Source organism: Mycolicibacter sp. MU0083, assembly GCF_963378075.1.
In the GTDB taxonomy this organism is placed as follows: domain Bacteria; phylum Actinomycetota; class Actinomycetes; order Mycobacteriales; family Mycobacteriaceae; genus Mycobacterium; species Mycobacterium kokjensenii.
In genome coordinates, this window is sequence record NZ_OY726394.1 from 3,271,044 (window position 1) to 3,295,776 (window position 24,733).

Genomic DNA, 24,733 nt, shown 5'->3' on the forward strand with positions numbered 1-24,733 from the left:
GTACAAGAATGGCCGTCACCAGGTGCCGGAAGGGTTGGATTAGAGCAAGCCGCCGGGCGCCCCGTCACCACCGGCTCCACCGTTTTGACCACTCGGACCCGCACCGGGGTCACCGGCCGCACCGTGGCTGTTGGTGCCGCCGTCCCCTCCGGTGCCGCCGAGGGCTCCGCCGTCGCCGCCGTCGCCACCGTCGCCGCCGCTGCCCCCGAGGAGGTTGAGCAGGCCGGGTCCTGCGGTGCCGCCCAGGCCGCCATCACCGCCGACCGTTCCCGGCGCGGTACCCGAGCCGCCGTCACCGCCGTCACCGCCGTCGCCGCCGACGATCACGTTCGCCAATCCGGCGCCGCCGTCACCGCCCTGGCCACCGGTACCGCCGGTGCTGCCCGCGACCGATCCGGCGGCGCCACCGGTACCGCCGTCACCGCCGTCGCCCGCCCCGAGTGCGCCCACCACGGCGCTGCCGCCGGTACCGCCCTGCCCGCCGGTGCCGCCGTTGCTGCCCGCCGCGTCACCGGCAGCTCCCCCGGTACCGCCTTGACCGCCGGTGCCGCCGAGTGCACCGACCACCGAGTCGGCGCCGGTACCGCCTTGACCACCGGTACCGCCGATGCTGCCGGTCTGGTCGGCCGCGGCACCGCCGGCGCCGCCCTTGCCGCCGTCACCGCCGGCGACGCCGCTGACCAGGCCGCCGCCACCACTGCCGCCCTGCCCGCCGGTACCGCCGACGCTGCCCGCCTGATCGGCCGCGGCACCGCCCTGACCGCCGTCACCGCCGAGGCCGCCCAGGGCGTTGGCGATGAAGCCCTCCGAGCCCTGACCGCCCTGGCCGCCGGTACCGCCGACACCGGCGGCCCCCTGGTCTGCACCGCTGCCGCCGCCGACGCCCGCGACGCCACCGGCCCCACCGGTGCCGGCGGTGGCGGTCGACGCGACTCCGGCCAACGTGGAACCGGCGTCACCTCCCACCCCGCCGACCCCACCATTGCCACCGGCGCCGTTGAGACCATCGGTGCCGCCGAGGGCTGTCCCGGCAACACCACCGATACCACCGACTCCACCGGCACCACCGGTGGCCCCGTTGCCCGGCCCGAGCAGGCCCGCAACTCCCAGTAGCGCGTCGCCGCCATCACCGCCGGTGCCACCGGTGCCACCGACGCCACCGACGCCGCCGTCACCCGCGTTGTAGCCGCTGCCGCCGGTGCCACCGATACCACCGCCTCCAGCGGCACCACCGGCTTTGCCGGATTCCGCCGGCAACAGTCCGAGGATGGGGCCGTTGGCGCCATCCGCCCCCGCGACGCCCGTGCCACCGGTGCCGCCCGTTCCGCCGGTGCCGCCGTCACCCTGCTGTGCGCGGGTGGCGTTGTCGGTTTCCAGGCCGCCCAACCCACCGGTGCCGCCGGTACCGCCCTTGCCGCCGGTCCCGGCGGCCTGCGTTGTCGTGCCGGCGGTGCCCTGCCCGCCCTGACCGCCGGTACCGCCGTCGCCGCCGACACCGGCGTGGCCGTCACCACCGGCGGTGCCGCCGGTACCGGAGGCGGCCTGGTCGGCGCCGGCGCCGTTGAGACCACCTTGACCGGCGGTACCGGCTGCGCCGCCGTGGCCAGCGTTGCCGCCGACACCGCCCGTGCCGCCGTCGCCACCGTTGGCACCGTTGGCCGCTGTCGGGGAGTAGCCGGTGCCGCCTGTGCCGCCTCGGCCGCCGTCGCCGCCCTGACCTCCGTTACCGGCATTGCCGCCCTGACCTCCGTCGCCGACGGTGCCGTTGGTGGATCCGATGCCGGCGGCGCCACCTTGGCCGCCGGTGCCGCCGTTACCGCCGGTGCCGCCGTTGATGCCGTCACCGCCGACGCCGCCGGTGCCGCCGGTGGTGTTTCCGACGACACCGGTGGCCCCGGTGTTCCCGGTGCCGCCGTTGTTACCGGTGGTGCCGGTCGCGCCGTCACCGCCGGCACCGCCTTGCCCGCCGTTGCCGCCGACGCCCTGTTCCCCGGTGTCTCCGGCGGTTCCCGACGCGGCAGGGTTGAGGCCGTCCCCGTCCAGACCGCCGGTACCCGCTGCACCGCCGACGCCGCCCTGCCCGCCGGCGCCGCCCTGACCGCCGATGCCGCCGTTGCCGCCGGACAGCCCGGTGGTGCCGACCTGGTCGTAGCCGTCGCCACCGTTGCCGCCGTTGCCACCGGTGCCGCCCATACCGCCTGTGCCGCCGTCCCCGCCCTGGCCGCCCGCGCCGGCATTACCTCGGGTGGACCCGGTTCCCGCGGCGCCACCCTGCCCGCCGCTACCACCCTTGCCGCCGGTCAGGCCCTGGTCGCCGGTGTGGCCGGTCCCGCCGGTCCCGCCGTTGATCGAGGTGCCGGTACCGGGCGTGCCGATGTCGCCGTCGAGGCCGGCTTCCCCGGTTCCGCCCGCGGCACCGTTGCCGCCCTTACCACCGGTACCGCCGTCACCGCCGGCTCCTTGGTCTCCCACCGTTCCGGACGCCCCGGCCGCGGCCTGACCCTCCCGACCCATACCCCCGGCACCACCAGCACCCGCCGCACCACCAGCACCCCCGGCGCCACCCACACCACCTACGGCACCATCACCACCATCAGTGCCCGGCACCGCACTCACATCAGACGCCGCGTCATACCCATCGCCACCATCACCACCGACACCACCGGTGCCACCCCGACCACCGTTACCCCCGACACCACCGACACCACCGAGCCCCTGCACCCCATCGGTGAAACCGTGACCCGCCGCACCACCAGCACCCCTGACACCACCAGCCGAACCCGCCCCACCGGTCAACCCCACCCCACCGGCCGTACCCGCCGTACTCGCCACCGTCGCCGACCCATCGACCCCGTCATCCCCGGCCGCACCCACACCACCGGCACCACCATCGAAACCGCGACCACCCACACCACCATCGCCACCGTCACCACCAGCACCCTGCACACCATCAAAACCACTGGCAGACCCATCAGCATTCAGACCACCCGCACCACCAGCACCCCCATCACCACCGGCACCACCATCCTGACCCGCCCCACCAGCAACCCCCACCTGCGTCGACGCCGCACCCACCCCACCAGCAGCACCATCACCACCACGACCACCAGCACCACCACGACCCGCCACCCCATCAACACCGCTGTCGCCGCGCACCCCGCCGGCCCCGAGTCCGCCGAGCCCGCCCGCCGCGGCATCTCCACCAGCACCGCCGACACCACCGGTGTCACCATCGGCACCATCGGTGGCCCCATCGTCACCGCGAGCACCCACAGCCCCGTCCCCGCCGGACCCGCCATTGCCGCCGGCCCCGCCGGCGCCCTGGTCTCCCACCGTTCCGGACGCCCCGGCCGCGGCCTGACCCTCCCGACCCATACCCCCGGCACCACCAGCACCCGCCGCACCACCAGCACCCCCGGCGCCACCCACACCACCTACGGCACCATCACCACCATCAGTGCCCGGCACCGCACTCACATCAGACGCCGCGTCATACCCATCGCCACCATCACCACCGACACCACCGGTGCCACCCCGACCACCGTTACCCCCGACACCACCGACACCACCGAGCCCCTGCACCCCATCGGTGAAACCGTGACCCGCCGCACCACCAGCACCCCCGACACCACCAGCCGAACCCGCCCCACCGGTCAACCCCACCCCACCGGCCGTACCCGCCGTACTCGCCACCGTCGCCGACCCATCGACCCCGTCATCCCCGGCCGCACCCACACCACCGGCACCACCATCGAAACCGCGACCACCCACACCACCATCGCCACCGTCACCACCAGCACCCTGCACACCATCAAAACCACTGGCAGACCCATCAGCATTCAGACCACCCGCACCACCAGCACCCCCATCACCACCGGCACCACCATCCTGACCCGCCCCACCAGCAACCCCCACCTGCGTCGACGCCGCACCCACCCCACCAGCAGCACCATCACCACCACGACCACCAGCACCACCACGACCCGCCACCCCATCAACACCGTCGCCCGCACCGCCGGTTCCGCCGGCACCCGCGTTGCCTCCGTTACCGCCGGAACCGCCGGTGTCGCCATCGGCACCATCGGTGGCCCCGTCGTCACCGCGAGCGCCCGCCGCACCGTTTCCACCGTTGCCACCCGAACCGCCGGTGCCGAGTGCGGAAGCATCGCCACCGGTACCGCCGTTGCCGCCGGAGGTTCCCGCGTCCGCGGTGGGATCGGCGGCCGCGTCGTAGCCGTCGCCGGCGGCGCCGCCGTTGCCCTGCGGCCCGCTCGGCCCGGCGCCGTCCTGTCCCTCGGCACCCGCGGTGGCACCGTCGCCGCCGGCCCCGCCCGCCCCGGCCGCGCCGAGCGCGCCACCGGCGCCGCCGTTGCCGCCGTCATGGTGATCCGCGGTGCCGTCGGCGGCTTCGCCGCCATCGGCGGCCACTCCGGCGTCGCCGCCGTCACCGCCGTTGCCACCGTCACCCTGCAGGCCCGCGGTAGCACCGTTGATGCCCTGGCCTCCGGTGCCACCCGATCCCCCGGCGCCCCCGGCGCCGCCGCTGCCGCCGGCACCACCGGCGCCACCGTCGCCGGTACCGCCGTCGAGGAAGCTGCCCGCGGCACCGGTCGCGCCGTCGCCGCCGTCGCCACCGTTGCCGCCGGTAGCGCCGGAACCTCCCTTGCCGCCGTGATTGCCCGCGCCGGAACCGACTCCGCCCGCACCTCCGGTACCGCCGGCCTGGCCCACCAGACCCGCGCCGCCCGCCGCGCCGGGCAGTATCGCGTCGACACCGTCGGCACCGGTGGCGCCCGCCGTGCCGTCGCCGCCGTCACCACCGTTGCCGCTGCCCAGGGCGTCGCCGCCGTTGCCACCGCTGCCGCCGTTGGCTCCGCCGTCTCCGGCTTCACCGCCGTCGCCGCTCTCTTCGCCGCCGTCACCTCCGTCACCGCCGTGTCCGCCGGTGCTGCCGCCGATCCCGGTGCCATCACCGCCGTCGCCACCGTGTCCGCCGTCCCCGACGGCACCCGCATCGCCGCCGTCACCACCGTCGCCGCCGTCACCGGTGCCCTGCCCGGCTCCGCCGGCGCCGCCCGTGCCACCGTTCCCGGCTTCGGAACCGCCGTCACCGCCGGTCCCGCCGGCGCCGCCCGCCGCGTCCTGTCCGCCGTCGCCGCCCGCCCCGCCGTCACCGCCGTCACCGCGGGTACCGCCGCTTCCCCCGGCGCCGCCGGCCCCGCCGGCGACGCCCGGGGTGGTCGAACTGAAGCCTGCACCGCCGTTACCGCCGCGGGTGTCTCCGGGGTCGGGGTCGGTGCCGTCCGCGCCGGCATTGCCGGCCTGCCCGGTACCGGACGCGCCCCCGGTACCGGCCGCACCGCCAGCACCACCGGACCCGGCGCTGCCGGCGTCGCCCGCCGCGCCGCCGCTGCCGCCGTCGCGGTTGGTGGCGTCGCCCGCGGCCCCGTCGCCGCCGACTCCGCCCGCTGCCGCGCTGCCTCCCGCGCCACCGTCGCCGCCGTCGCCGTTGGCGCCGGCGGTCCCGGTGACCGAGGTCGCCGCCCCGCCGTTACCGCCGGTGCCCCCGTCGCCACCGGTCCCGCCGTTGCCGCCGGCCCCGCCGTCGGTTCCGGCATCGCCGGCCTCGGTCCCGGCCAGCCCGGCCAGCCCCGTTGTCCCGTCACCGCCGCGGCCGCCGGAGCCCGCGTTGCCTCCCACGCCGCCGGATGCGCCGAGCCCGCCCGCACCGCCGTCGCCTCCGGCACCCCCGGCACCGCCCGACGTCCCGGGTTGCGCCGCGGGGTCCGTCGACGGGTCGTAGCCCGCACCGCCGTTGCCACCGGTGCCCCCGGCCCCACCGTTACCGTCGGCGGCCCGGGTGACACCGTCGGCCTCCTCGCCGCCCTGTCCACCGTTGCCCCCGGCGCCGCCCTGGCCGCCCGCCGTTCCGTTCGGATCGGTGGCGGTTCCGGCGATCCCTGCACTCCCGTCGCCGCCGCTGCCGCCGTTGCCGCCGGCACCTGCCCGGCCGTTGTCGCCGTCGGCGGCGATCACCCCGTCCCCACCGGTTCCGCCCGCGCCGCCGAGGCCGGCGTCACCGCCGTTGCCGCCGTTCGCACCGTCGGTGCCGTCCGGATCGTCGACGTCGCCAGCTGCGCCCGCCGCACCGTCGGCCCCCGTACCGCCGTTGCCGCCGTTGCCGCCTGCGCCGCCCCTGCCGTCGGTGCCGGCAGTGCCGTCCGCACCCGATGTGCCGAACAGTGCCGCTCCGGCGCCCCCGGCACCGGCCTCGCCACCGCGCCCCCCGTCACCGCCGTGGCCACCGTTGGTACCGCTGCCGCCGTTGCCGTCGCCGCCACCGGCGAACGTTCCGTCCGCCCCGCTATACCCTGCCCCGCCGGTGCCACCGTCGCCGCCGGCTCCACCGTTGCCGCCCCGGCCCCCGTCGCCGAGCCACAGCGATCCCACGCCCCCCGCACCGCCCTTGCCGCCGGCGCTGCCGTTGCCGCCGTTGCCGCCGTCGGCGCCGGCGGACGTGGAGTTGCTACCCGCCGCACCGGACAGCCCGGCACCGCCGTTGCCGCCGTTGCCGCCGTTGCCGGCCGCGCCCATCCCGAAGAAGTCCTGGACATGGCCGGATCCGCCGCCGTCACCACCGTTACCGGCGACCAACAGCACGCCGTCGATGATGGCCGCGGCCCCACCGTCGCCCCCGCTACCGCCGTCACCCATCCATTCGCCGCCGGCACCGCCGGCCCCGCCGTCGGCGCCATACCCGCCGGCACCGCCGTCACCACCGTTGCCCAGCCCGCCGGCCGCGCCGCCGTTACCGCCCGCGACTCCGGCTTCGGTGCTGTTCCAGCCCGCACCGCCGTCGCCGAAGAACAACCCGCCGCCTTCGCCATCGGGGTGTTCGGCTGTGCCGTCGGCACCGTCGCAGATGATCCCGCAGAAGCCGGGCAGCGTGAACGGCTCGAGCAGGTCGTTGATCACGTCGTTGACCTGGGAGCCGAACGGGCTGGCGATCCACGCTTCGAGCTGCGCGTGCAGGGGCAGCCACATGTCGGTGTGGAACTGCTCGGCCAGGTTTCCGGCGTCGGCCGGCCAGGAGTAGACGCCGGAATCGGAGAGTCCTGTATCGGCGTCGAGGTCCAGGCCGAACCAGTCCAGGACGTCATCGAAACCGAAGTCGGCGGCCGCGGGAGGTAGCCCAGCAAATGGTGTGAGTCCGATTGCGAGGAAAGCCGCGACCGCGCCGCCAGTGCCCACTACGCGTCGAGAGGCAGTTCGCCGCCCGGAACCTGAACGCAACCGACGACTCATATGCCCATGCCTTCCTCGAAGTACGACGTGGGCGAGTGATCTAGATCACTCGTGCCTATGATCGTTATATAAGGCTGTGAACGTCATAGCAATGTTTAATTTTTGACGCGGTGCACCAAAACGTCAGCAAATACAAAAACGCACCCCGCAATCGATGCGGGGTGCGTTTTTCTAAACTAATGTCGACCTATGCAGACCGACTTCACAGCTCGGTGGCGGTGCCTCCGGCTGCGGTGATCTTGTCCCGGGCACTGCCGCTGAACTTGTGCGCGGTGATGTCGGCCTTGACCGTCAGCTTGCCGTCGCCGAGCACCTTGACCAGGGTGTTCTTCCGAACCGCGCCCTTGGCCACCAGCTCGTCGACACCGATGGTGCCGCCCTCCGGGAACAACCGGCTGATGTCGCCGACGTTGACGACCTCGTACTCGGTGCGGAACCGGTTGCGGAAGCCCTTCAGCTTGGGCAACCGCATGTGGATCGGCATCTGCCCACCCTCGAACCGGACCGGAACGTTCTTCCGGGCCTTGGTGCCCTTGGTGCCACGGCCCGCGGTCTTACCCTTGGAGCCCTCACCACGACCGACACGGGTCTTCTTGGTGTTCGACCCGGGCGCGGGGCGCAGGTCGTGCAACTTGATGGTCATTCGGCTTCCTCCACATGCACGAGGTGGTGAACGACCCGGATCAGACCACGGGTCTGCGGGTTGTCCTCACGCACCACCGATTGGCGGATCTTGCGCAGGCCCAAGGTACGCAGGCTCTCGCGCTGCTTCCAGCGTGCACCGATGGTGCCGCGGACCTGCGTGATCTTCAGGTTTGCCATGGTTACGCCGTGCCTTCCCGCGCAGCACTGGCGGCCAGCGCTTCGCTCTCCCGGCGCGCCTTGAGCATCGCGGCCGGCGCCACATCTTCGATGGGCAGGCCACGACGGGCCGCCACCTCTTCGGGACGCTGCAGCATCTTCAGCGCGGCAACGGTGGCGTGCACCACGTTGATCGCGTTGTCGCTGCCCAGCGACTTGGACAGGATGTCGTGCACACCGGCGCATTCCAGCACGGCACGCACCGCGCCACCGGCGATCACACCGGTACCGGGGCTGGCCGGACGCAGGAACACCACACCGGCAGCGGCTTCACCCTGCACCGGATGGGTGATGGTGCCACCGATCAGCGGCACCCGGAAGAAGCCCTTACGCGCCTCTTCGACACCCTTGGCGATCGCGGCGGGCACTTCCTTGGCCTTGCCGTAACCGACGCCCACCAGGCCGTGACCGTCACCGACGATCACCAGCGCGGTAAAGCTGAACCGGCGGCCACCCTTGACCACCTTCGAAACCCGGTTGATCGCGACGACGCGCTCCAGGTAGTTGCTCTTGTCGCCGTCGCGGTTGTCGCGGCCCCCGCGACCACCGTCGCGGCCACCACGGCCGCCCCGGTTGTCACGGTTGTCGCGGTTGTCGCTGCGGCTGCCCGTGTCGGGACCTGCCGAGGAGGCCCCTGTCGGCTGCTCCGCCATCATGCGGTCCTTCCAGTCATCTTCACGTCAGTCATCAGAAGTTCAATCCGCCCTCGCGCGCAGCGTCGGCCAGTGCCGCGATCCGCCCGCCGTAGCTGTACCCGCCGCGGTCGAAGACCACGTCCGTAACACCGGCCGCCTTGGCACGCTCGGCGATCAGCTGACCGACCCGAACGCTGTGGGCCTTCTTGTCGCCGTCCACCGCCCGCACGTCCGCCTCGATCGACGAGGCGGCAGCCAGGGTGTGGCCGGCCAGGTCGTCCACCAGCTGCACGTGGATGTGCCGCGCGGAACGGTTGACCACCAGGCGCGGGCGCTCGGCGGTGCCGGACACCTTCTTGCGCAGCCGTGCATGACGACGAATCCGGTGAACGCGCCGCACCTCGGAGATGTTCTGCCCGACGGGCTTGCGGACCGTGGGGGCTGCTTGTGATTGCGCCATGACTACTTACCTGTCTTTCCGACCTTGCGGCGAACCTGCTCACCCTCGTAGCGCACGCCCTTGCCCTTGTAGGGGTCGGGACGGCGCAGACGGCGGATGTTCGCCGAGATCTGACCGACCTTCTGCTTGTCGATGCCCGAGACCGAGAACTTGGTGGGCGTCTCCACCGCGAAGGTGATGCCCTCCGGAGCCTTGATCAGCACCGGGTGGCTGTAGCCGAGCGCGAACTCCAGGTCACTGCCCTTGAGCGCGACACGGTAACCGACGCCGAAGATCTCCATCTTGCGGACGTAACCCTCGGACACACCGGTGACCAGGTTGGCCAGCAAGGTGCGGCTCAGGCCGTGCAGGGACCGGTTGCGCCGGTCGTCGTCGGGCCGGGTCACCACGATGGCGCCGTCCTCGTTGCGGGAGACACTCATGGGCTCGGCCACCGCCAGCTCCAGGGTGCCCTTGGGTCCCTTGACCGAAACGTTCTGACCATCGATGGTCACGTCGACCCCGGCGGGAACCGGGACCGGCTGCTTACCAATACGCGACATGTCTGCTACTCCCTCACCACACGTACGCGAGGACTTCGCCGCCCACGCCCTGCCTGGCCGCCTGACGATCGGTCAGCAGACCCGAGGACGTGGAGATGATCGCCACGCCCAGGCCGCCGAGCACCCGAGGCAGGTTGGTCGACTTTGCGTAGACCCGCAGGCCCGGCTTGGACACCCGGCGCAGACCGGCGAGACTGCGCTCCCGGTTCGGGCCGTACTTGAGGTTCACTACCAGCGCCTTGCCCACCCGGGCGTCTTCGACGTGGTAGTCGGTGATGTAACCCTCGCGCTTGAGGATCTCGGCGATGTTGGCCTTGATCTTCGAGTGCGGCAGGGTCACCTCGTCGTGGTACGCCGAGTTGGCGTTACGCAGACGGGTCAAGAAGTCCGCGATGGGATCCGTCATAGTCATTTAGGCTGCTCCTCCACCCTCACCAGCTGCTCTTCTGCACACCGGGCAGCTCGCCGGCGTGCGCCATTTCGCGCAGGCAGATTCGGCACAGGCCGAACTTCCGGAGCACCGCGCGGGGGCGGCCGCACTTGTTGCAGCGGGTGTAGGCGCGCACCGCAAACTTGGGCTTGCGAGCCGCCTTGATAACCAACGCCTTCTTAGCCATATGGTCAGTTCTCCTTGAACGGAAAGCCGAGAGCCCGCAGCAGCGCTCGTCCTTCGTCGTCGTTGGTCGCCGAGGTGACGACGGTGATGTTCATCCCCCGCGGGCGGTCGATGGAGTCCACGTCGATCTCGTGGAACATCGACTGCTCGGCGAGGCCGAAGGTGTAGTTGCCGGAGCCGTCGAACTGCTTGGGCGAGAGCCCACGGAAGTCACGGATACGCGGCAGGGCGATCGCGGTGAGGCGGTCCAGGAACTCCCACATCCGGTCACCGCGCAGGGTGACCCGAGCGCCGATCGGCATCCCCTCACGCAGCTTGAACTGCGCGATGGACAGGCGGGCTTTGCGAATCTCCGGCTTCTGGCCGGTGATCGCAGCCAGGTCGCTGACCGCGTTGTTGATCAGCTTGGCGTCCCGGGCGGCTTCGCCGACGCCCATGTTCACCACGACCTTTACCACGCCCGGGATCTGCATCACGTTGGCGTAGTTGAACTCTTTGTTGAGCGCATCGCGGATCTCTTCGCGATACTTGACCTTCAGCCGAGGCTGGATCTTTTCTGCAGTCGTCATCTCTAGATGTCCTTGCCGTTGCGCTTGGAGACGCGAACCTTCTTGCCCGATTCGGCGTCCACGCGGTAACCGATGCGGGTCGGCTGACCGTCGGAGTCGACGACCATCACGTTCGAGACGTGGATCGGCGCTTCCTGAGTGACGATCCCGCCCGAGGATGCACCGGCCTGGTTGGCCGAGTTCGCGACGTGCTTCTTGATCCGGTTGACGCCCTGGACCAGCACCCGGTTACGGGTGGGGAACGCCTGCAGGACCTTGCCCTTGGCACCCTTGTCCTTGCCGGCGATGACCAGGACGGTGTCGCCCTTGTGGACCTTCATCTACAACACCTCCGGTGCCAGCGACACGATCTTCATGAACTTCTTCTCGCGCAGCTCGCGGCCGACCGGCCCGAAGATACGAGTACCGCGCGGGTCGTTGTCGGCCTTGATGATCACGGCCGCGTTCTCGTCGAACTTGATGTAGCTTCCGTCGGCGCGGCGACGCTCCTTGGCGGTGCGCACCACGACGGCTTTGACGACATCACCCCGCTTGACGTTGCCGCCCGGGATGGCGTCCTTGACGGTTGCGACGATGACATCACCGATGCCGGCGTATCGCCGCGACGAGCCGCCGAGCACACGGATGCACAAGATCTCCTTGGCGCCCGTGTTGTCGGCGACCTTCAACCGCGATTCCTGCTGAATCACCAGATCTCCTCAGTAATTGGAACGACCCGCGACATGACTGTTGACATGCCGGAATCTCCCCGGTCGTGCATGGTCTTCTTGTTCCCGATGAGCACGCAGGGCCAACTCACGCTGGCCGAGGTCTGCCCACAGCAACCCCTAGAGCTTAGGCGACACCGCCCCCAGCACCAAATCCGTGCACTTCACCCCCCGCGAACGCGCGCGCCTCCTCCTCGCGAACGTGCGTGTCTGCACACGACACGCCGCGCCAAAACGTACAAGTGCGCACGCTCGGCAGGGCCCTCACCGACTACCGATCCACCGCGCAGCGGAAACCGATATGGCTGGTGGCGGTGTCCTGCGACTGCGGCGACCGCGCCGCGGGCCGGTAGCGATGGCAGTACTCCGGCGCGCACAGGTGTGAACCGCCCTTGAGGGTCTGGGTGATGCGCGGATCGGCGGGGCCGGTCGGCGCGCAGCAGGCCTTCGGCGGTGCGGTCGGCCGGTGGTGCGCGGAGAATTCGGTGGTCGTCCATTCCCAGACGTTGCCGATCAGGTCGAGCAGCCCCCAGCCGTTGGGCGCAAAGGTACCTACCGGCGACGTCCCGACCCAGCCCAGCGCACCCTCGTTGCGGTAGGGGAAGGCGCCCTGCCAGGTGTTGGCCATCAACACCCCGCCCGGCTTCTCCTCCTCACCCCAGGCGTAGGTCGTCGCAGCCCCGGCCCGTGCCGCGTACTCCCATTCGGCCTCGCTCGGTAGCCGTCGCCCGGCCCACCGGGCGTAGGCGGCGGCGTCGGGATAGGCCACCTGCACCACCGGGTGATCCGGCTTGTCCTCGACGCCGCTGGCCGGGCCGTGCGGGTGTCGCCAACTGGCGCCGGGCACCCAGCGCCACCACCGGCGCCAATCGCGCAGATCCACCGGACCGTCGGTGGGGGTGAAGACCAGGGCGCCCGACTCGATCGGCTCCGCGGAGTAGACGTCGGGATCGAGTTCTTGTTCGGCGACGGTCAGATAACCTGTGGCGGCGACGAATTCGGCGTATTGGGCGTTGGTGACCGGATGCCGCTCCATCGCGAACGGCGCTACCGACGCGGTGTGGATCGGCGCCTCTTCGGGGTAGAAACTCGTCGACCCCATCCGGAAGATGCCTGCCGGCAGGTCGACGAGTTCCGTCAACATGGTGTCAGTCCCGCGAAAATGCCGCCGCCAGGCTGCTTTTCGCATCCAGATACGGCTCGCCGCTGACGTCCACGGCCACATCGGCGATCGTGCCGCCGGTGAAGGTGTACGGCGACCGATACGCCGAGGACACCGCCTGGCCGGTGTTGCGCCCGACGCTCACGCCGCCGCCGGCCAACGCGAAGGCGGCCGGCTGGGTGACCATGTCGGGCAACGTGGCGACCACCGTGTCGTCGACGTAGAGCGAGCCGGCACCCAGCGGGGTATGGCTGCCCGCGACGGTGCCGGAGCGTTCGAACCGGAAGCCGAAAGTGTGCTGCCCCAGGGGAACGGCGTCCGGCGACGACAACCACTGCTCCCGTTCCCCGAGGAAGTTGTAGACGTAGTGCAGCCGACCGTCCTGCACAAACAATGCGTGACCACCGTGCCGCGCGCCCTGTTTGAACAACACTCCTTCGGCGTCGGCGGAGTCGATGGTGACCCGGGCCAGCACCGAGAACGAGCGGCCGCGCAGTTCGACGCACGCGCCCAGCGGCACTTCGGCAGTGTGCGGGTAGTAGATGTAGCTGGTCCGGTCGCCGGACAGATACGGCCGCTGGCGGGCCGTCATCTCCAGGATGTTCAGATCGGCCAGCGGCAGTCCACCGTATTTGTCGGCCTCGGCGAACCACAGTGCCTTGAGTTCTTCGAGTTTCTCGGGGTGTTCGGCCGCCAGATCGCGGCATTGGCTGCGGTCCTCGGCGATGTGGTAGAGCTCCCAGCGGTCCTGGTCGAAGTGACTCCAGCCCGACGGCGTCGCGGCATGCACGGTGTTGGCGAACCAGCCCCGGTGCCAGATCCCGCGAGTACCGAGCATGGAGTAGAACTGGGTGTCCTTGCCGGTGTCGGCCGCCGGATCCATCAGGGCGGCTTTGAAGCTGACGCCTTCCAGCGGCCGCTGCGCGACACCCCGCACTGTTTCGGGCGGGGTGATGTCCAGCAGGTCGTAGACGGTCGGTGTCACGTCGCAGACGTTGACATAGGTGTCCCGGACTTCGCCACGGGCGGCGATTCCGTTGGGCCAGCTGACAATCGCGGGATCGGCGATGCCGCCTTCGTGGGATGCGTAGCGCTTGTAGAGCTTGTAGGGCGTGTTGAACGCCATCGCCCACCCGACCGGGTAGTGGTTGTAGGTCTCCGGCCCGCCCAGTTCGTCGAAGAGCTTCATCGCCTCTTCAACGGAGTCGATGTAGCCGTTGAAGAATTTGTTCTCGTTCGGTGACCCGTTCGGTCCGCCCTCGCCGCTGGCCCCGTTGTCGGAGATCACCACGACGATGGTGTTGTCGAGCTGCCCGGACTCCTCCAGGTAGTCCAGGATCCGGCCGATCTGCGCATCGGTGTAGCTCTGGAATCCGGCGAACACCTCGGCCATCCGGGCGAACAGCCGCTTCTCGGAGTCGTCGAGGCTGTCCCACGGCCGGACGGTGTCCAGCAGCGGCCACGACTGTCCGTCGGCGCCGGTGACGTCGGCGTACGGATTGAGCTCGGAGAGTTCGGTGTCGGCGGGTACCAGGCCCAGTCGCTTCTGGTTGGCCAGCACGATCTCCCGGTACTTCTCGTAGCCCATGTCGAAACGCCCGGCGTAGCGGTCGGCCCATTCGGTGAACACATGGTGCGGGGCGTGTCCGGCACCGGGGCAGACATAGCCGAACCAGGGCTTTCCGGGAGCGACGGTCTGGGCGTCGCGGATGAATTCGATTGTCTTCTCGGCGATGTCCTTCGACAGGTGGTAGCCGTCTTCGGGCGTGGCCGGGGGTGCGACGGGATGGTTGTCGTAGACCAGGTCCGGGTACCACTGGTTGGTCTCTCCCCCGAGGAACCCGTAGAACCGTTCGAATCCGCGTTGGGTGGGCCAGTGCCGCCGGGTGGCGCCCATGTTGGATTCCTCCAACGGGGTCAGATGCCACTTGCCGACACAGAATGTGTTCCAGCCCTGCTCGGCGAGCACCTCACTGAGTAGCGCGGTCTCGAACGGGATGCGGCCGCTGCAGTTGGGGAACCCGTCGGTGAATTCTTCGATGGTGGCCATACCGACGCTGGTAGCGTTGCGTCCGGTCAACAGCGACGCCCGGGTCGGCGAGCACAGCGCGGTGGTGTGGAACTGCGACAGCCGGACACCGCGCTCGGCGATCCGGCTCATCGTGGGCATCTCCACCAACCCACCGAAGCAGTCCCAGGTGGCGATCCCGGTGTCGTCCCAGACCAGATAGAGCACATTGGGCGCCCCGTCGGGGGCCGTGGGCGCCGCGAACGGGCCCCAGTCCGGCTCCGAGTCCCGGATATCGAGATTGATCTTGCCTGTGAAACCCGTCGAATCCACCATCGCCCACTCCACTGTCGGCCCCCGGAACGGATGAGAATACCGGTCCGGCACCGATGCGGCAGGGTTCGCACCGCCGACGGCGCGCACCGCGCCCAGGGCTGCCGCACTCCCCCGTCGCGGCCGGCGGTCATCGCTGATCAAAGCGGTCCCGGCGCGGTAGCCCGGGGGATGTTTGGTCGGGCGTTGCAGCGGGCATCCGCCCACCGCGTAGGTCGGGGATGTTCTGGGGGGAACCATGAAACGGACACCGCGGTGAGGGCCCAGCACTCCTTCGGGCTGAGCTTGGGCTGGCTGCGCGTCACGACGGTCTTCCTACTCGACATCGGCATCCTGTCGCTGGCCCGCCGCTGGCCGACATCGTTGGCCGCGCCCTCAACCGCCTGGTGGGCGGGTGCCGCCGTCGCGGGGATGGTCACCACGGCCGCCTTGATCACCCATCGGCGGGTGGCGCTGACGGCGATCATGGCGGCCCGGCTGGCCGATCGATTCGCAGTTCCGGCAACACTGCTCACCGAAGGCCGGGCCACCGGCTTCGACCATCGGCGACGCTATGGCCGCGCCGTGGTCGGCATGCGCGGGCACCGGGGACGGGTGGTCTCGGTCATCGCCGTTGCCCCACCGCCGGCCGAATCCGCCGGGCGTCATCGCCGCGGACCGGAGTCCGAGCCGACACTGCCCGCCCAGCTGATCGCCGCCGGTCTGCGACAGTTCGATGTACGGCTCGACGGCATCGACATCGTCTCGGTGGCAACCGAGGAGAGCACGGGCGAGCAGCCCGACACCGCGCAGGGCGCGGCCGCACTTCCACCCGGACGTCGGGAGAACTGGGTGGTCCTGCGGATGGATCCGATGCGCAACGCCGACGCGATCGCGGCACGTGACTCGGTGGCCGCGACGCTGGCGGCCGCCACCGAACGCCTCGCCCACGATCTGGTCGAGCGGCACATCGACGCCCGGATCCTGACGATCGAGGAATTCGACCGGGTGGACGCGGCCGTCCTGGCCGGTCTGCAGCCCGACCACCTCCGCCGCAGTCAACGGCGGCTCAAACAGCGGAAACACAACGGGCCCAAGCAGTTCGCGGCCACGTTCTGGATGTCCCCGCGCGATATCAACTCGGCAAATCTGGAACGGCTGTGGCTACCGGCGACCGCCACGACGGTGCTGACGGTGCGACTCACCGCCGGCCACGGCCGGCCGGAGGTCGCCGTTCTGGTGCGCTATCACAGCGACCGCCGGCTGCGACGGAAGGTCTACGCCGGATTGAATCGCCTCACCGGCCGCCAGTTGACGGCGCTGCGAACAAGTCTTCCAACGCCGACGAGCCGGACCCTGGCGGTACCAGGAATCCGGCTCGACGATCACGATCTGCAGGTGCCGCTGGGATCCGAGGCGCCCCGAACTCCGGTGCGCATCAAGATCCCGGCGTGACCCGTACTACTTGGCCTTCTCCAAGATCTCGACCAGCCGCCACCGCTTCGTCGCCGACAGCGGGCGGGTCTCCATCAGCGACACGCGGTCGCCGATGCCGGCCGTGTTGTTCTCGTCGTGCGCCTTGACCTTCTTGGTGGTCCGGATGATCTTGCCGTAAAGCGGGTGCTTCACGCGGTCTTCCAGCTCGACGACGATGGTCTTGTCCATCTTGTCGCTCACCACGTAGCCGATCTGGGTCTTGCGGCGACCCCGCGGCGTCTCGGTACGCGGAGTGTGCTTGGTGCCCTTCTCCGCGGCGTTAGCCTGTGCCATTACGATGCCTCGCCTTCAGAACCATCGGGACCGGACGCCAGGCCCAGTTCCCGTTCGCGCAACACGGTGTAGATGCGCGCGATCTGGTGGCGCACCGTGCGGAGCCGACGGTTGTTGGTGAGCTGCCCGGTCGCCATCTGGAAACGCAGGTTGAACAGCTCTTCTTTGGACTCGCGCAGCTGCTCGACGAGCTCGTCGGCGTTAAGCTCGCGCAGTTCGCCGGCGGTTACTCCCGCTGCCATCAGAACTGCTCCTCTCGGGTGACGATGCGCGCCTTGATCGGCAGCTTGTGGATCGCCCGGGTCAGTGCGGCACGGGCGATGGCCTCATTCGGGTAGCTGAGCTCGAAGAGCACACGACCCGGCTTGACGTTGGCAACCCACCACTCCGGCGAACCCTTACCGGAACCCATCCGGGTCTCGGCGGGCTTCTTGGTCAGCGGGCGGTCCGGGAAGATGTTGATCCACACCTTGCCGCCACGCTTGATGTGCCGGTTGATGGCGATACGAGCGGACTCGATCTGCCGGTTGGTGATGTAGGCGTGCTCCAGTGCCTGGATGCCGTAGTCACCGAACGTCACCGCGGTGCCGCCGCTGGCGATACCGCGCTGCTTGGGGTGATGCTGCTTGCGGTGCTTGACCTTACGGGGAATCAGCATGATTAGCTCTCCGTGCTCTGCGTTGCTTGCGACTCCGCGGTCACTGATCCTTCTGCGACCGGAGCTGCAGCAGCGGTGTTCTCGGTGCTCTCAGCGGCCCGCCCGGCGTCGGTGCTGGTCGCGGTGGTACCCGAGGCGCCACTGCGGCGCGGGCGGGTGCCCGACGGCCGTTCCCGGCGCGGACGGTCGGCCGACGGAGCGGAAGCGGCCAGCTCGCGCTTGCCACCGACGACGTCGCCCTTGTAGATCCAGACCTTCACGCCGATCCGGCCGAAGGTGGTCTTGGCCTCGTAGAGCCCGTAGTCGATGTCGGCGCGCAGCGTGTGCAGCGGCACCCGACCCTCGCGGTAGAACTCCGAGCGGCTCATCTCGGCGCCGCCGAGACGGCCCGAGCACTGCACCCGGATGCCCTTGACGTTGGGCTGACGCATCGCCGACTGGATGGCCTTGCGCATCGCGCGGCGGAACGCCACCCGGTTGCTCAGCTGCTCGGCAACGCCCTGCGCGACGAGCTGGGCGACGGCCTCCGGCTGCTTCACCTCGAGGATGTTCAGCTGCACCTGCTTGCCGGTGAGCTTCTCCAGGTCGCCCCGGATCCGGTCGGCCTCGGTGCCGCGGCGACCGATCACGATGCCCGGCCGCGCGGTGTGGATGTCGACCCGGACCCGGTCGCGGGTCCGCTCGATGGTCACGTCGGCGATGCCGGCGCGCTCCAGGCCGCTGGAGAGCAGCCGACGGATCGCCACGTCTTCCTTGACGTACTCCGAGTACTGCTTGTCGGCGTACCAGTGCGACTTCCAGTCGGTGGTGATCCCGAGCCGGAAGCCGTGCGGGTTGATCTTCTGGCCCATTACTCCGAGCCCTCCTTCGCGTCGGACGTCTCAGGCGCCTTCTTGGTTGCCGCCTTCTTGGCGGGCGCCTTCTTAGCCGCCGCTTTCTCAGTCGTCTTCTCGGCGGCCTTGGCCGCCGGAGCCTTCTTGGCGGGAGCCTTCTTGGCCGGCGCCTCGGCGGCGGCCTTGCTGCCCTGGGCGCGACGTGCCCGCGCGGCACCGGCGGACTGCGCCGAGCCACCGGCCTTCACCGGGCGGCTCTCCACCACGACGGTGATGTGGCTGGTGCGCCGACGGATCCGGTACGCACGCCCCTGGGCGCGCGGCTTGATCCGCTTGGCGGTCGGGCCCTCGTCGGCGTAGACGCTCGCCACCACCAGGGTGGCCGGGTCCAAGCCGTTGTTGTTCTCGGCGTTGGCGGCCGCGCTGGCGATGACCTTGGCCACCGGCAGGCTGGCCTGCTGCGGTGCCCAGCGCAGGATGTCCAACGCGTCGGCGACGGACTTGCCGCGCACCAGGTTGATCACCCGACGGGCTTTGCTGGCCGATACCCGCACGAAGCGGGCCTTGGCGACAGCAGACGGAAATTCAGTCGTAACACTCACCGGCGCTTAGCCTTCCGGTCGTCTTTGATGTGTCCCTTGAAGGTGCGCGTCGGAGCAAATTCGCCGAGCTTGTGCCCGACCATCGACTCGGTGACGAATACCGGAACATGCTTGCGGCCGTCGTGGACGGCGAACGTGTGCCCGATGAAGTCCGGGATGATCGTCGACCGACGTGACCAGGTCTTGATGACCTGCTTGGTGTTCTTCTCGTTCTGGACGTCGACCTTCTTCAACAGATGGTCGTCGACGAACGGACCCTTCTTGAGGCTGCGTGGCATCGCTTTCCCTCCGATTCCTAGCGCTTCTTGCCGGTGCGCCGGCGTCGGACGATGAGCTTGTCGCTGGGCTTGTTCGGCCGGCGGGTGCGACCCTCCGGCTTACCCCACGGGCTGACCGGGTGCCGGCCACCGGAGGTCTTGCCCTCACCACCACCGTGCGGGTGGTCCACCGGGTTCATGACCACACCACGGACGGTCGGGCGCTTGCCCTTCCACCGCATACGGCCGGCCTTACCCCAGTTGATGTTGGCCTGCTCGGCGTTGCCGACCTCGCCGACCGTGGCGCGGCAGCGCACGTCGACGCGACGGATCTCGCCGGACGGCATACGCAGCGAGGCGTAGGCGCCTTCCTTACCCAGCAGCTGGATGCTCGAGCCGGCCGAGCGGGCCAGCTTGGCACCGCCGCCCGGACGCAGCTCCACCGCGTGCACCAGGGTGCCGGCGGGGATGTTGCGCAGCGGCAGGTTGTTGCCGGGCTTGATGTCGGCGTTGGCGCCCGACTCCACGACGTCGCCCTGCGACAGACCCTGCGGGGCGATGATGTAGCGCTTCTCGCCGTCCAGGTAGTGCAGCAACGCGATGCGCGCGGTGCGGTTGGGGTCGTACTCGATGTGAGCGACCTTGGCGTTGACGCCGTCCTTGTCGTGACGACGGAAGTCGATCACGCGGTAGGCACGCTTGTGACCGCCACCCTTGTGCCGGGTGGTGATCCGGCCGTGGGCGTTACGCCCACCGTGGCCGTGCAGCGGCCGAACCAGCGACTTCTCCGGGTGAGAGCGGGTGAGCTCAGCGAAATCGGAGACGCTGGCACCGCGACGACCCGGGGTCGTCGGCTTGTACTTGCGGATTCCCATGTCAGTTAGATCTCTCTTCTCACTCCGGTCAGGCCGGTGCCGCGAACAGGTCGATCGGCTTGCTGCCGGGCGCCAGGGTCACAATGGCGCGCTTGGTGTCCTTGCGCTTGCCGTAGCCGGTCCGGGACCGCTTGCGCTTGCCCGGCCGGTTTGCGGTGTTCACCGACGAGACCTTGACCGCGAAGATCTTCTCGATCGCGATCTTGATCTGCGTCTTGTTCGAGTCCGGGTGCACCACGAAGGTGTACACGTTGTCCTCGATCAGCCCGTAGGACTTCTCGGAGATGACCGGCGCGAGGATGATGTCGCGGGGGTCGGTGATGGTCGCCATCAGGCCGAAACCTCCTGAGTGGTGGTGTGAGCTGTGTGTCCAGCGATGTAGGCGTTCAAGGCCTCGACACTGAACACCACGTCGTCGGCACGCAGCACATCGTGGGTGTTGAGCTGGTCCGGGGACAGGATGTGCACACCGGGCAGGTTGCGCACGCTCTTGGCTCCGGTCTCGTCGGCCCGACCGATGACCACCAGCACGCGCTTGCGGTCGGTCAGCGAACCCAGGAACGTCTTGGCGCTCTTGGTCGACGGGGTCTGTCCGCTCACCAGTTCGGTGACCGCGTGGATCCGGCCGTTGCGGGCCCGGTCCGACAACGCTCCGCGCAGGGCGGCGGCGATCATCTTCTTCGGGGTCCGCTGGCTGTAGTCACGCGGCTTCGGGCCGTGCACCACGCCACCACCGGTGAACTGCGGCGCCCGGGTCGAACCCTGGCGGGCCCGGCCGGTTCCCTTCTGCCGGTAAGGCTTACGGCCACCGCCGCTGACCTCACCACGGGTCTTGGTCGAGTGCGTACCCTGACGGGCCGCGGCCAACTGAGCGTTCACCACCTGGTGCATCAGCGCGATGTTGGCAGGAGCGTCGAACAACTCGGCGGGCAGCTCGACCGAGCCACTCGTCTTGCCGTCCGGGGTCTTGACGTCAATCTTGATGCCGGCCATTACTTCTCACCCTTTTTGATCGCGCTGCGGACCAGAACCAGTCCACCGTTGCGGCCCGGAATGGCGCCCTTGATCAACAGCACGCCGTTCTCGGCGTCGACCTTGTGCACTACCAGGTTCTGCGTGGTGACGCGGTCGTTGCCCATCCGGCCCGACATCCGCGTGCCCTTGAACACCCGGCCGGGCGTCGAGCAGCCACCGATCGAACCCGGCCGGCGGTGCACGGCCTGGGCGCCGTGACCGGCGCCCTGACCGCGGAAGCCGTGCCGCTTCATGGTGCCGGCGTAGCCCTTGCCCTTGGAGGTTCCGGTGACGTCGACGTAGCTGCCGTCGGCGAAGATTTCAGCGGTCAGCTCCTGGCCGACCTCGTAGGCGGCCGCCGCTTCTTCATCGGCGAGGCGCAGCTCGGCCAGGTGCCGACGGGGGTTGACCCCGGCGGCCGCGTACTGACCGGTCAGCGGCTTGTTGACCTTGCGAGGGCTGATCTCGCCGTAGGCGAGCTGGACGGCGCTGTAGCCGTCGCGCTCGGGGGTGCGGATGCGGGTGACCACGTTCGGCCCGGCCTTGACGACCGTGACCGGCACGACCTTGTTGTTCTCGTCGAACACCTGTGTCATGCCCAGTTTGGTACCCAAAATACCTTTGCGTGCCATGGTTGCTGGTGCTCCTACTGGATGTTGACGTCGACGCTGGCCGGCAGATCGATGCGCATCAACGCGTCAACGGTCTTCGGCGTGGGATCGAGGATGTCGATCAACCGCTTGTGGGTGCGCATCTCGAAGTGCTCCCGCGAGTCCTTGTACTTGTGCGGGGACCGAATAACGCAATAGACGTTCTTCTCGGTCGGCAGCGGCACCGGGCCGACTACAGACGCACCGGTACGAGTGACCGTCTCAACGATCTTGCGCGCTGAGGCGTCGATCGCCTCATGGTCGTAGGCCTTGAGCCTGATGCGGATCTTTTGTCCCGCCACGCTTCTGCTACCTCACTCCTGCAATGGGGGTCCGTCTTTCGAACCCCTTGTGCCCCAGCTACTTTGCGCCGTTCCCGGCCCGCCGGGGCCGATGTCGACACTGCACTGGGCGCTGCCGCCGCTGTTTACCTGTCCTGGTCCACCGGTCCCCGCGGTCGGGCGTGTCGCCCGGACACGGTCTCGGGCACGGGGAAAAGCTCCGCACTACGAGAATGGGACCGGATGCGCCCGGGTGGGCGCTGGTCGTATGCCCGGCCAGGGGCAACCCCGGCGCAGGCGAACCTGAATAGTATGCCCCAGATCGGGTCAGCGGCCAAATCCCCAGCGATCGCCCTCCGCACGGAGGGGTTCGGCCGGATCGCGAGCGCCGGGCAGCCGATCTTACTTGCCGGTAAGGTCGAGGGTTATGACCGACTCGACCCGTACTTATCAGGCCTGGCGGCGGCTGGCGGGCCTGCCCGGCGGCACTCGGCTGTTCTCGGCCGCGGCGATGGCCCGGGTCCCCTATTTCGCCTCGGTGCTACCCCACGTGGTCCGGATGGAGCCCGGCCTGGCCGAGGTCTTGGCGCCCAAGTGGCCGTTCGTCTACAACCACCTGCATACCGTGCACGCGATCGCATCCTGCAATGCGGCCGAAGCCGCGATGGGGATGTTGATGGAGGCCACCGTGCCCCGCACTCATCGCTGGATCCCCAAGTCCATGAACGTCCAGTATCTGCAGAAGGCGACGACGTCGCTGCGGGCCACGGCCCGGTTGGATCCGCCGGACTTCGCCGCGATCACCGACGGAACCGAGGTGGTGGTGCCCGTCAGTGTCACCGACAGGGCCGGTGTCGAGGTGGTGCACGCCGACATCACCACCTGGGTGACGCCGGTTTGACCGCGACGGCGGCCTCAGCCCCGCACGGTCGCCCAGAAGTCGCATTGATGGTCGGCGGCGAAATCACTCGTCAGCCGGCTGCCGTCGGTCCGCAACGACATCCACCTCCGCTCGGCCCCGGGCCCGAGCGCGGGCCAGTCCGGTTCGCCGACGGCGATCGGGGCGCCGGTCACCACGAAACCCGCCCAGTACTCGATCATCTGGTCGGACAGTCGGCGCTGCTCGGGGTTCAACGGCGGCGCGCCACCGATGTCGAACAGATAGCGCATCTCCAGGGAGTGGGTGGCACCGACCGGGAAGGGCACCCGGTCGAACATCTCCGGGGCCGGTGCACGCGGATCGTCGAATTCGTATCCGTAGACGGGTGCACCGGCGGTCAGACCGCGCGCCATCCGGTCTGCCGGGCAGGCGAAGACGTCGTCGCCGGTGGCGGCGGCGTAGGCCAGCGAGACGCTGCCGCCGAACGCGGACGGCGGATAGTGTTCGGCCACTGCGGCGGCAAGGCCGTCGCCGAAGACGTCACGTAACTCCTCGGGGTACTCGGCCGCGGTCATCTCCCGGCCGACGCGCAGATGCTGCAGTGCGACGAACAGGGTGAACTCGTCGCGGTTGACCCCCATCAGCACCGGCTTGCGCGCCGGACCTCCGTCGTCGGGGGATTCCCGGAAGACCTGCACCGGGTCCTTCGGCAGCGATGGCACCCCGATCACCGGCCCGCTGAGCCGTTCGGTGCCGAAGCGGGCGAACCACAGCGGCTCGGTGAACCGCTCGGGCGACAGCGAACGCAGACAGGAGGTGATCTGCTCGTCGACCTCCTGCCCGGACCGGCCCGGCGCTCCACACCCCAGTGATTCGGTGTATTCCCGGCTGAGCCGCTGGGCCTCGGGCACGTCCAGCTGCGCTTGGCACGGCCCGCTCTGGATGATCGCGGCACGGAACAGCCCGGCCGAATCCGGCGCGGCCAGGTGATCGCAGACCGACATCCCGCCGGCGGACTCACCGGCGATGGTCACCTTGTCCGGGTCGCCGCCGAACTCCCCGATGTTGTCGCGGACCCACCGCAGCGCCGCCTGCTGGTCGGCCAGGCCGTAGTTGCCGGGCTCCCCCAGCGCGGGATCGGCCAGGAAACCCAGCGCACCCAACCGGTAGTTGATGGTGACGACCACGATGCGGCCCCGAACGGCCAACCGTTGCGCGTGGTAGACGTCGCCGGCGCCCCGGATGAAACTTCCGCCGTGGATCCACACCATGACCGGCAGCGGTTCGGCGGCCGAACCGGTGGGCGTCCACACGTTGAGCGTGAGGCAGTCCTCGCTGATCGGATCGACCTCGGCGGCGTCCGGCTGGATGCACCAGGGCCCGCGCTTGGCCGCATCCCGCACCCCCGGCCACGCCGGCATCGGTGCGGGATGCTGCCACCGCAGCGGGCCCAGCGGCGGTGCCGCGTACGGGATGCCTTGGAACAGTCGGTGATCGGGGCCGACCACCCCTTTCAACAGACCGGAGCCGGTACGCACCACGTCGGCGTTGAGCGCCACCGCGCGGGGACTGATGCTGGGCCGCGAGATTGCACCGTCGGAACGCACACAGCCGATGGCCAGTACCGCTGTCAGCGCCAGCACGACGATTCCGGCCCGCAGGCCTCGACGGCACGATCCGATCGACATGACCGAAGAGCCTAACCGGCCGGATCCGGCCAAAGCGCCACCGCAACG

The 24,733-nt window shown here is 69.8% G+C and carries 27 protein-coding genes; 2 read left to right on the forward strand and 25 right to left on the reverse strand.

The genetic code is table 11. The features are described 5' to 3' along the window. Positions 1–39: 39 nt before the first annotated feature. The 13 genes from RCP38_RS15320 to RCP38_RS15380 all read right to left on the reverse strand — a co-directional run bounded on the left by RCP38_RS15320 (position 40) and on the right by RCP38_RS15380 (position 15,201). Complete coding sequence (locus tag RCP38_RS15320) at positions 40–7,251, reverse strand: PGRS repeat-containing protein (RefSeq protein WP_308473785.1); 7,212 nt, start codon at positions 7,249–7,251, stop codon at positions 40–42. A gap of 256 nt (positions 7,252–7,507) precedes the next feature. After that, on the reverse strand, positions 7,508–7,948 hold the full coding sequence (rplO, locus tag RCP38_RS15325) for a 50S ribosomal protein L15 (RefSeq protein ID WP_308473786.1): 441 nt from the start codon (positions 7,946–7,948) through the stop codon (positions 7,508–7,510). After that, positions 7,945–8,127 carry a 50S ribosomal protein L30 gene (gene rpmD, locus RCP38_RS15330; protein ID WP_046318378.1) on the reverse strand — a complete coding sequence of 61 codons (183 nt, stop codon included), beginning with the start codon at positions 8,125–8,127 and terminating at the stop codon, positions 7,945–7,947. Before rpmD ends, rplO begins: the two co-directional genes overlap by 4 nt. Before the next feature lie 2 nt (positions 8,128–8,129). Further along, the gene (rpsE, locus tag RCP38_RS15335; RefSeq protein WP_308473787.1) at positions 8,130–8,819 is read right to left on the reverse strand and encodes a 30S ribosomal protein S5; all 690 of its coding nucleotides are present in this window, start codon (positions 8,817–8,819) and stop codon (positions 8,130–8,132) included. 34 nt (positions 8,820–8,853) lie between these two features. Continuing rightward, on the reverse strand, positions 8,854–9,261 hold the full coding sequence (gene rplR, locus RCP38_RS15340; RefSeq protein WP_308473788.1) for a 50S ribosomal protein L18: 408 nt from the start codon (positions 9,259–9,261) through the stop codon (positions 8,854–8,856). Between the two features lie 2 nt (positions 9,262–9,263). After that, positions 9,264–9,803, reverse strand: coding sequence for a 50S ribosomal protein L6 (gene rplF / locus RCP38_RS15345; RefSeq protein ID WP_308473789.1), 540 nt, complete (start codon positions 9,801–9,803; stop codon positions 9,264–9,266). A 13-nt stretch (positions 9,804–9,816) separates the two neighbouring features. After that, positions 9,817–10,215, reverse strand: coding sequence for a 30S ribosomal protein S8 (gene rpsH, locus RCP38_RS15350; protein ID WP_013830245.1), 399 nt, complete (start codon positions 10,213–10,215; stop codon positions 9,817–9,819). A 19-nt stretch (positions 10,216–10,234) separates the two neighbouring features. After that, on the reverse strand, positions 10,235–10,420 hold the full coding sequence (locus tag RCP38_RS15355; protein ID WP_024440399.1) for a type Z 30S ribosomal protein S14: 186 nt from the start codon (positions 10,418–10,420) through the stop codon (positions 10,235–10,237). A 4-nt stretch (positions 10,421–10,424) separates the two neighbouring features. Beyond that, positions 10,425–10,988: a 50S ribosomal protein L5 gene (gene rplE, locus RCP38_RS15360; protein ID WP_308473790.1), complete on the reverse strand. Its 564-nt coding sequence runs from the start codon at positions 10,986–10,988 to the stop codon at positions 10,425–10,427. Between the two features lie 2 nt (positions 10,989–10,990). Beyond that, on the reverse strand, positions 10,991–11,308 hold the full coding sequence (gene rplX, locus RCP38_RS15365) for a 50S ribosomal protein L24 (RefSeq protein WP_024440401.1): 318 nt from the start codon (positions 11,306–11,308) through the stop codon (positions 10,991–10,993). Continuing rightward, entirely contained in the window at positions 11,309–11,677 is a 369-nt protein-coding gene (rplN, locus tag RCP38_RS15370; RefSeq protein WP_085137394.1) for a 50S ribosomal protein L14, read from the reverse strand. Between the two features lie 289 nt (positions 11,678–11,966). Continuing rightward, on the reverse strand, positions 11,967–12,839 hold the full coding sequence (locus RCP38_RS15375) for a formylglycine-generating enzyme family protein (RefSeq protein WP_308473791.1): 873 nt from the start codon (positions 12,837–12,839) through the stop codon (positions 11,967–11,969). A 4-nt stretch (positions 12,840–12,843) separates the two neighbouring features. Next, a complete protein-coding gene (locus tag RCP38_RS15380) occupies positions 12,844–15,201 on the reverse strand; it encodes an arylsulfatase (RefSeq protein WP_308477337.1) in 2,358 nt (785 codons plus the stop codon). A 252-nt stretch (positions 15,202–15,453) separates the two neighbouring features. Between RCP38_RS15380 and eccE the strand changes: the two genes are divergently transcribed. Then, positions 15,454–16,632, forward strand: a complete 1,179-nt coding sequence (gene eccE / locus RCP38_RS15385; protein ID WP_308473792.1) for a type VII secretion protein EccE — start codon at positions 15,454–15,456, stop codon at positions 16,630–16,632. Positions 16,633–16,638: 6 nt separating this feature from the next. Here eccE and rpsQ read toward each other — a convergent pair whose 3' ends face one another. The 11 genes from rpsQ to rpsJ are packed head-to-tail and all read right to left on the reverse strand — an operon-like array spanning position 16,639 to position 22,138. Then, positions 16,639–16,947 carry a 30S ribosomal protein S17 gene (rpsQ, locus tag RCP38_RS15390; RefSeq protein WP_308473793.1) on the reverse strand — a complete coding sequence of 103 codons (309 nt, stop codon included), beginning with the start codon at positions 16,945–16,947 and terminating at the stop codon, positions 16,639–16,641. Continuing rightward, positions 16,947–17,189, reverse strand: coding sequence for a 50S ribosomal protein L29 (rpmC, locus tag RCP38_RS15395; protein WP_308473794.1), 243 nt, complete (start codon positions 17,187–17,189; stop codon positions 16,947–16,949). The genes rpsQ and rpmC overlap by 1 nt, the downstream gene beginning before the upstream one ends. Next, positions 17,189–17,605, reverse strand: coding sequence for a 50S ribosomal protein L16 (gene rplP, locus RCP38_RS15400; RefSeq protein WP_308473795.1), 417 nt, complete (start codon positions 17,603–17,605; stop codon positions 17,189–17,191). Before rplP ends, rpmC begins: the two co-directional genes overlap by 1 nt. Positions 17,606–17,607: 2 nt before the next feature. After that, positions 17,608–18,456: a 30S ribosomal protein S3 gene (rpsC, locus tag RCP38_RS15405; RefSeq protein WP_308473796.1), complete on the reverse strand. Its 849-nt coding sequence runs from the start codon at positions 18,454–18,456 to the stop codon at positions 17,608–17,610. Continuing rightward, positions 18,456–19,040: a 50S ribosomal protein L22 gene (gene rplV / locus RCP38_RS15410; protein WP_308473797.1), complete on the reverse strand. Its 585-nt coding sequence runs from the start codon at positions 19,038–19,040 to the stop codon at positions 18,456–18,458. The genes rpsC and rplV overlap by 1 nt, the downstream gene beginning before the upstream one ends. After that, positions 19,037–19,318, reverse strand: a complete 282-nt coding sequence (gene rpsS, locus RCP38_RS15415) for a 30S ribosomal protein S19 (RefSeq protein ID WP_006245110.1) — start codon at positions 19,316–19,318, stop codon at positions 19,037–19,039. Before rpsS ends, rplV begins: the two co-directional genes overlap by 4 nt. A gap of 17 nt (positions 19,319–19,335) precedes the next feature. After that, positions 19,336–20,172 carry a 50S ribosomal protein L2 gene (gene rplB / locus RCP38_RS15420; protein ID WP_024440413.1) on the reverse strand — a complete coding sequence of 279 codons (837 nt, stop codon included), beginning with the start codon at positions 20,170–20,172 and terminating at the stop codon, positions 19,336–19,338. A 28-nt stretch (positions 20,173–20,200) separates the two neighbouring features. Then, entirely contained in the window at positions 20,201–20,503 is a 303-nt protein-coding gene (gene rplW, locus RCP38_RS15425) for a 50S ribosomal protein L23 (RefSeq protein ID WP_046285394.1), read from the reverse strand. Continuing rightward, positions 20,503–21,165 carry a 50S ribosomal protein L4 gene (gene rplD / locus RCP38_RS15430; RefSeq protein ID WP_308473798.1) on the reverse strand — a complete coding sequence of 221 codons (663 nt, stop codon included), beginning with the start codon at positions 21,163–21,165 and terminating at the stop codon, positions 20,503–20,505. Before rplD ends, rplW begins: the two co-directional genes overlap by 1 nt. After that, positions 21,165–21,818 carry a 50S ribosomal protein L3 gene (gene rplC, locus RCP38_RS15435; RefSeq protein WP_308473799.1) on the reverse strand — a complete coding sequence of 218 codons (654 nt, stop codon included), beginning with the start codon at positions 21,816–21,818 and terminating at the stop codon, positions 21,165–21,167. Before rplC ends, rplD begins: the two co-directional genes overlap by 1 nt. Positions 21,819–21,832: 14 nt before the next feature. Next, on the reverse strand, positions 21,833–22,138 hold the full coding sequence (gene rpsJ / locus RCP38_RS15440) for a 30S ribosomal protein S10 (RefSeq protein ID WP_003883485.1): 306 nt from the start codon (positions 22,136–22,138) through the stop codon (positions 21,833–21,835). 406 nt (positions 22,139–22,544) lie between these two features. Between rpsJ and RCP38_RS15445 the strand changes: the two genes are divergently transcribed. Next, positions 22,545–23,018 (forward strand): hotdog fold domain-containing protein, encoded by a 474-nt coding sequence (locus tag RCP38_RS15445; protein ID WP_308473801.1) that lies wholly within the window; start codon positions 22,545–22,547, stop codon positions 23,016–23,018. A 14-nt stretch (positions 23,019–23,032) separates the two neighbouring features. On the opposite strand, the gene RCP38_RS15450 is transcribed toward RCP38_RS15445, so the two are convergent. After that, positions 23,033–24,685, reverse strand: coding sequence for a carboxylesterase/lipase family protein (locus RCP38_RS15450; protein ID WP_308473802.1), 1,653 nt, complete (start codon positions 24,683–24,685; stop codon positions 23,033–23,035). Positions 24,686–24,733 lie beyond the last annotated feature (48 nt).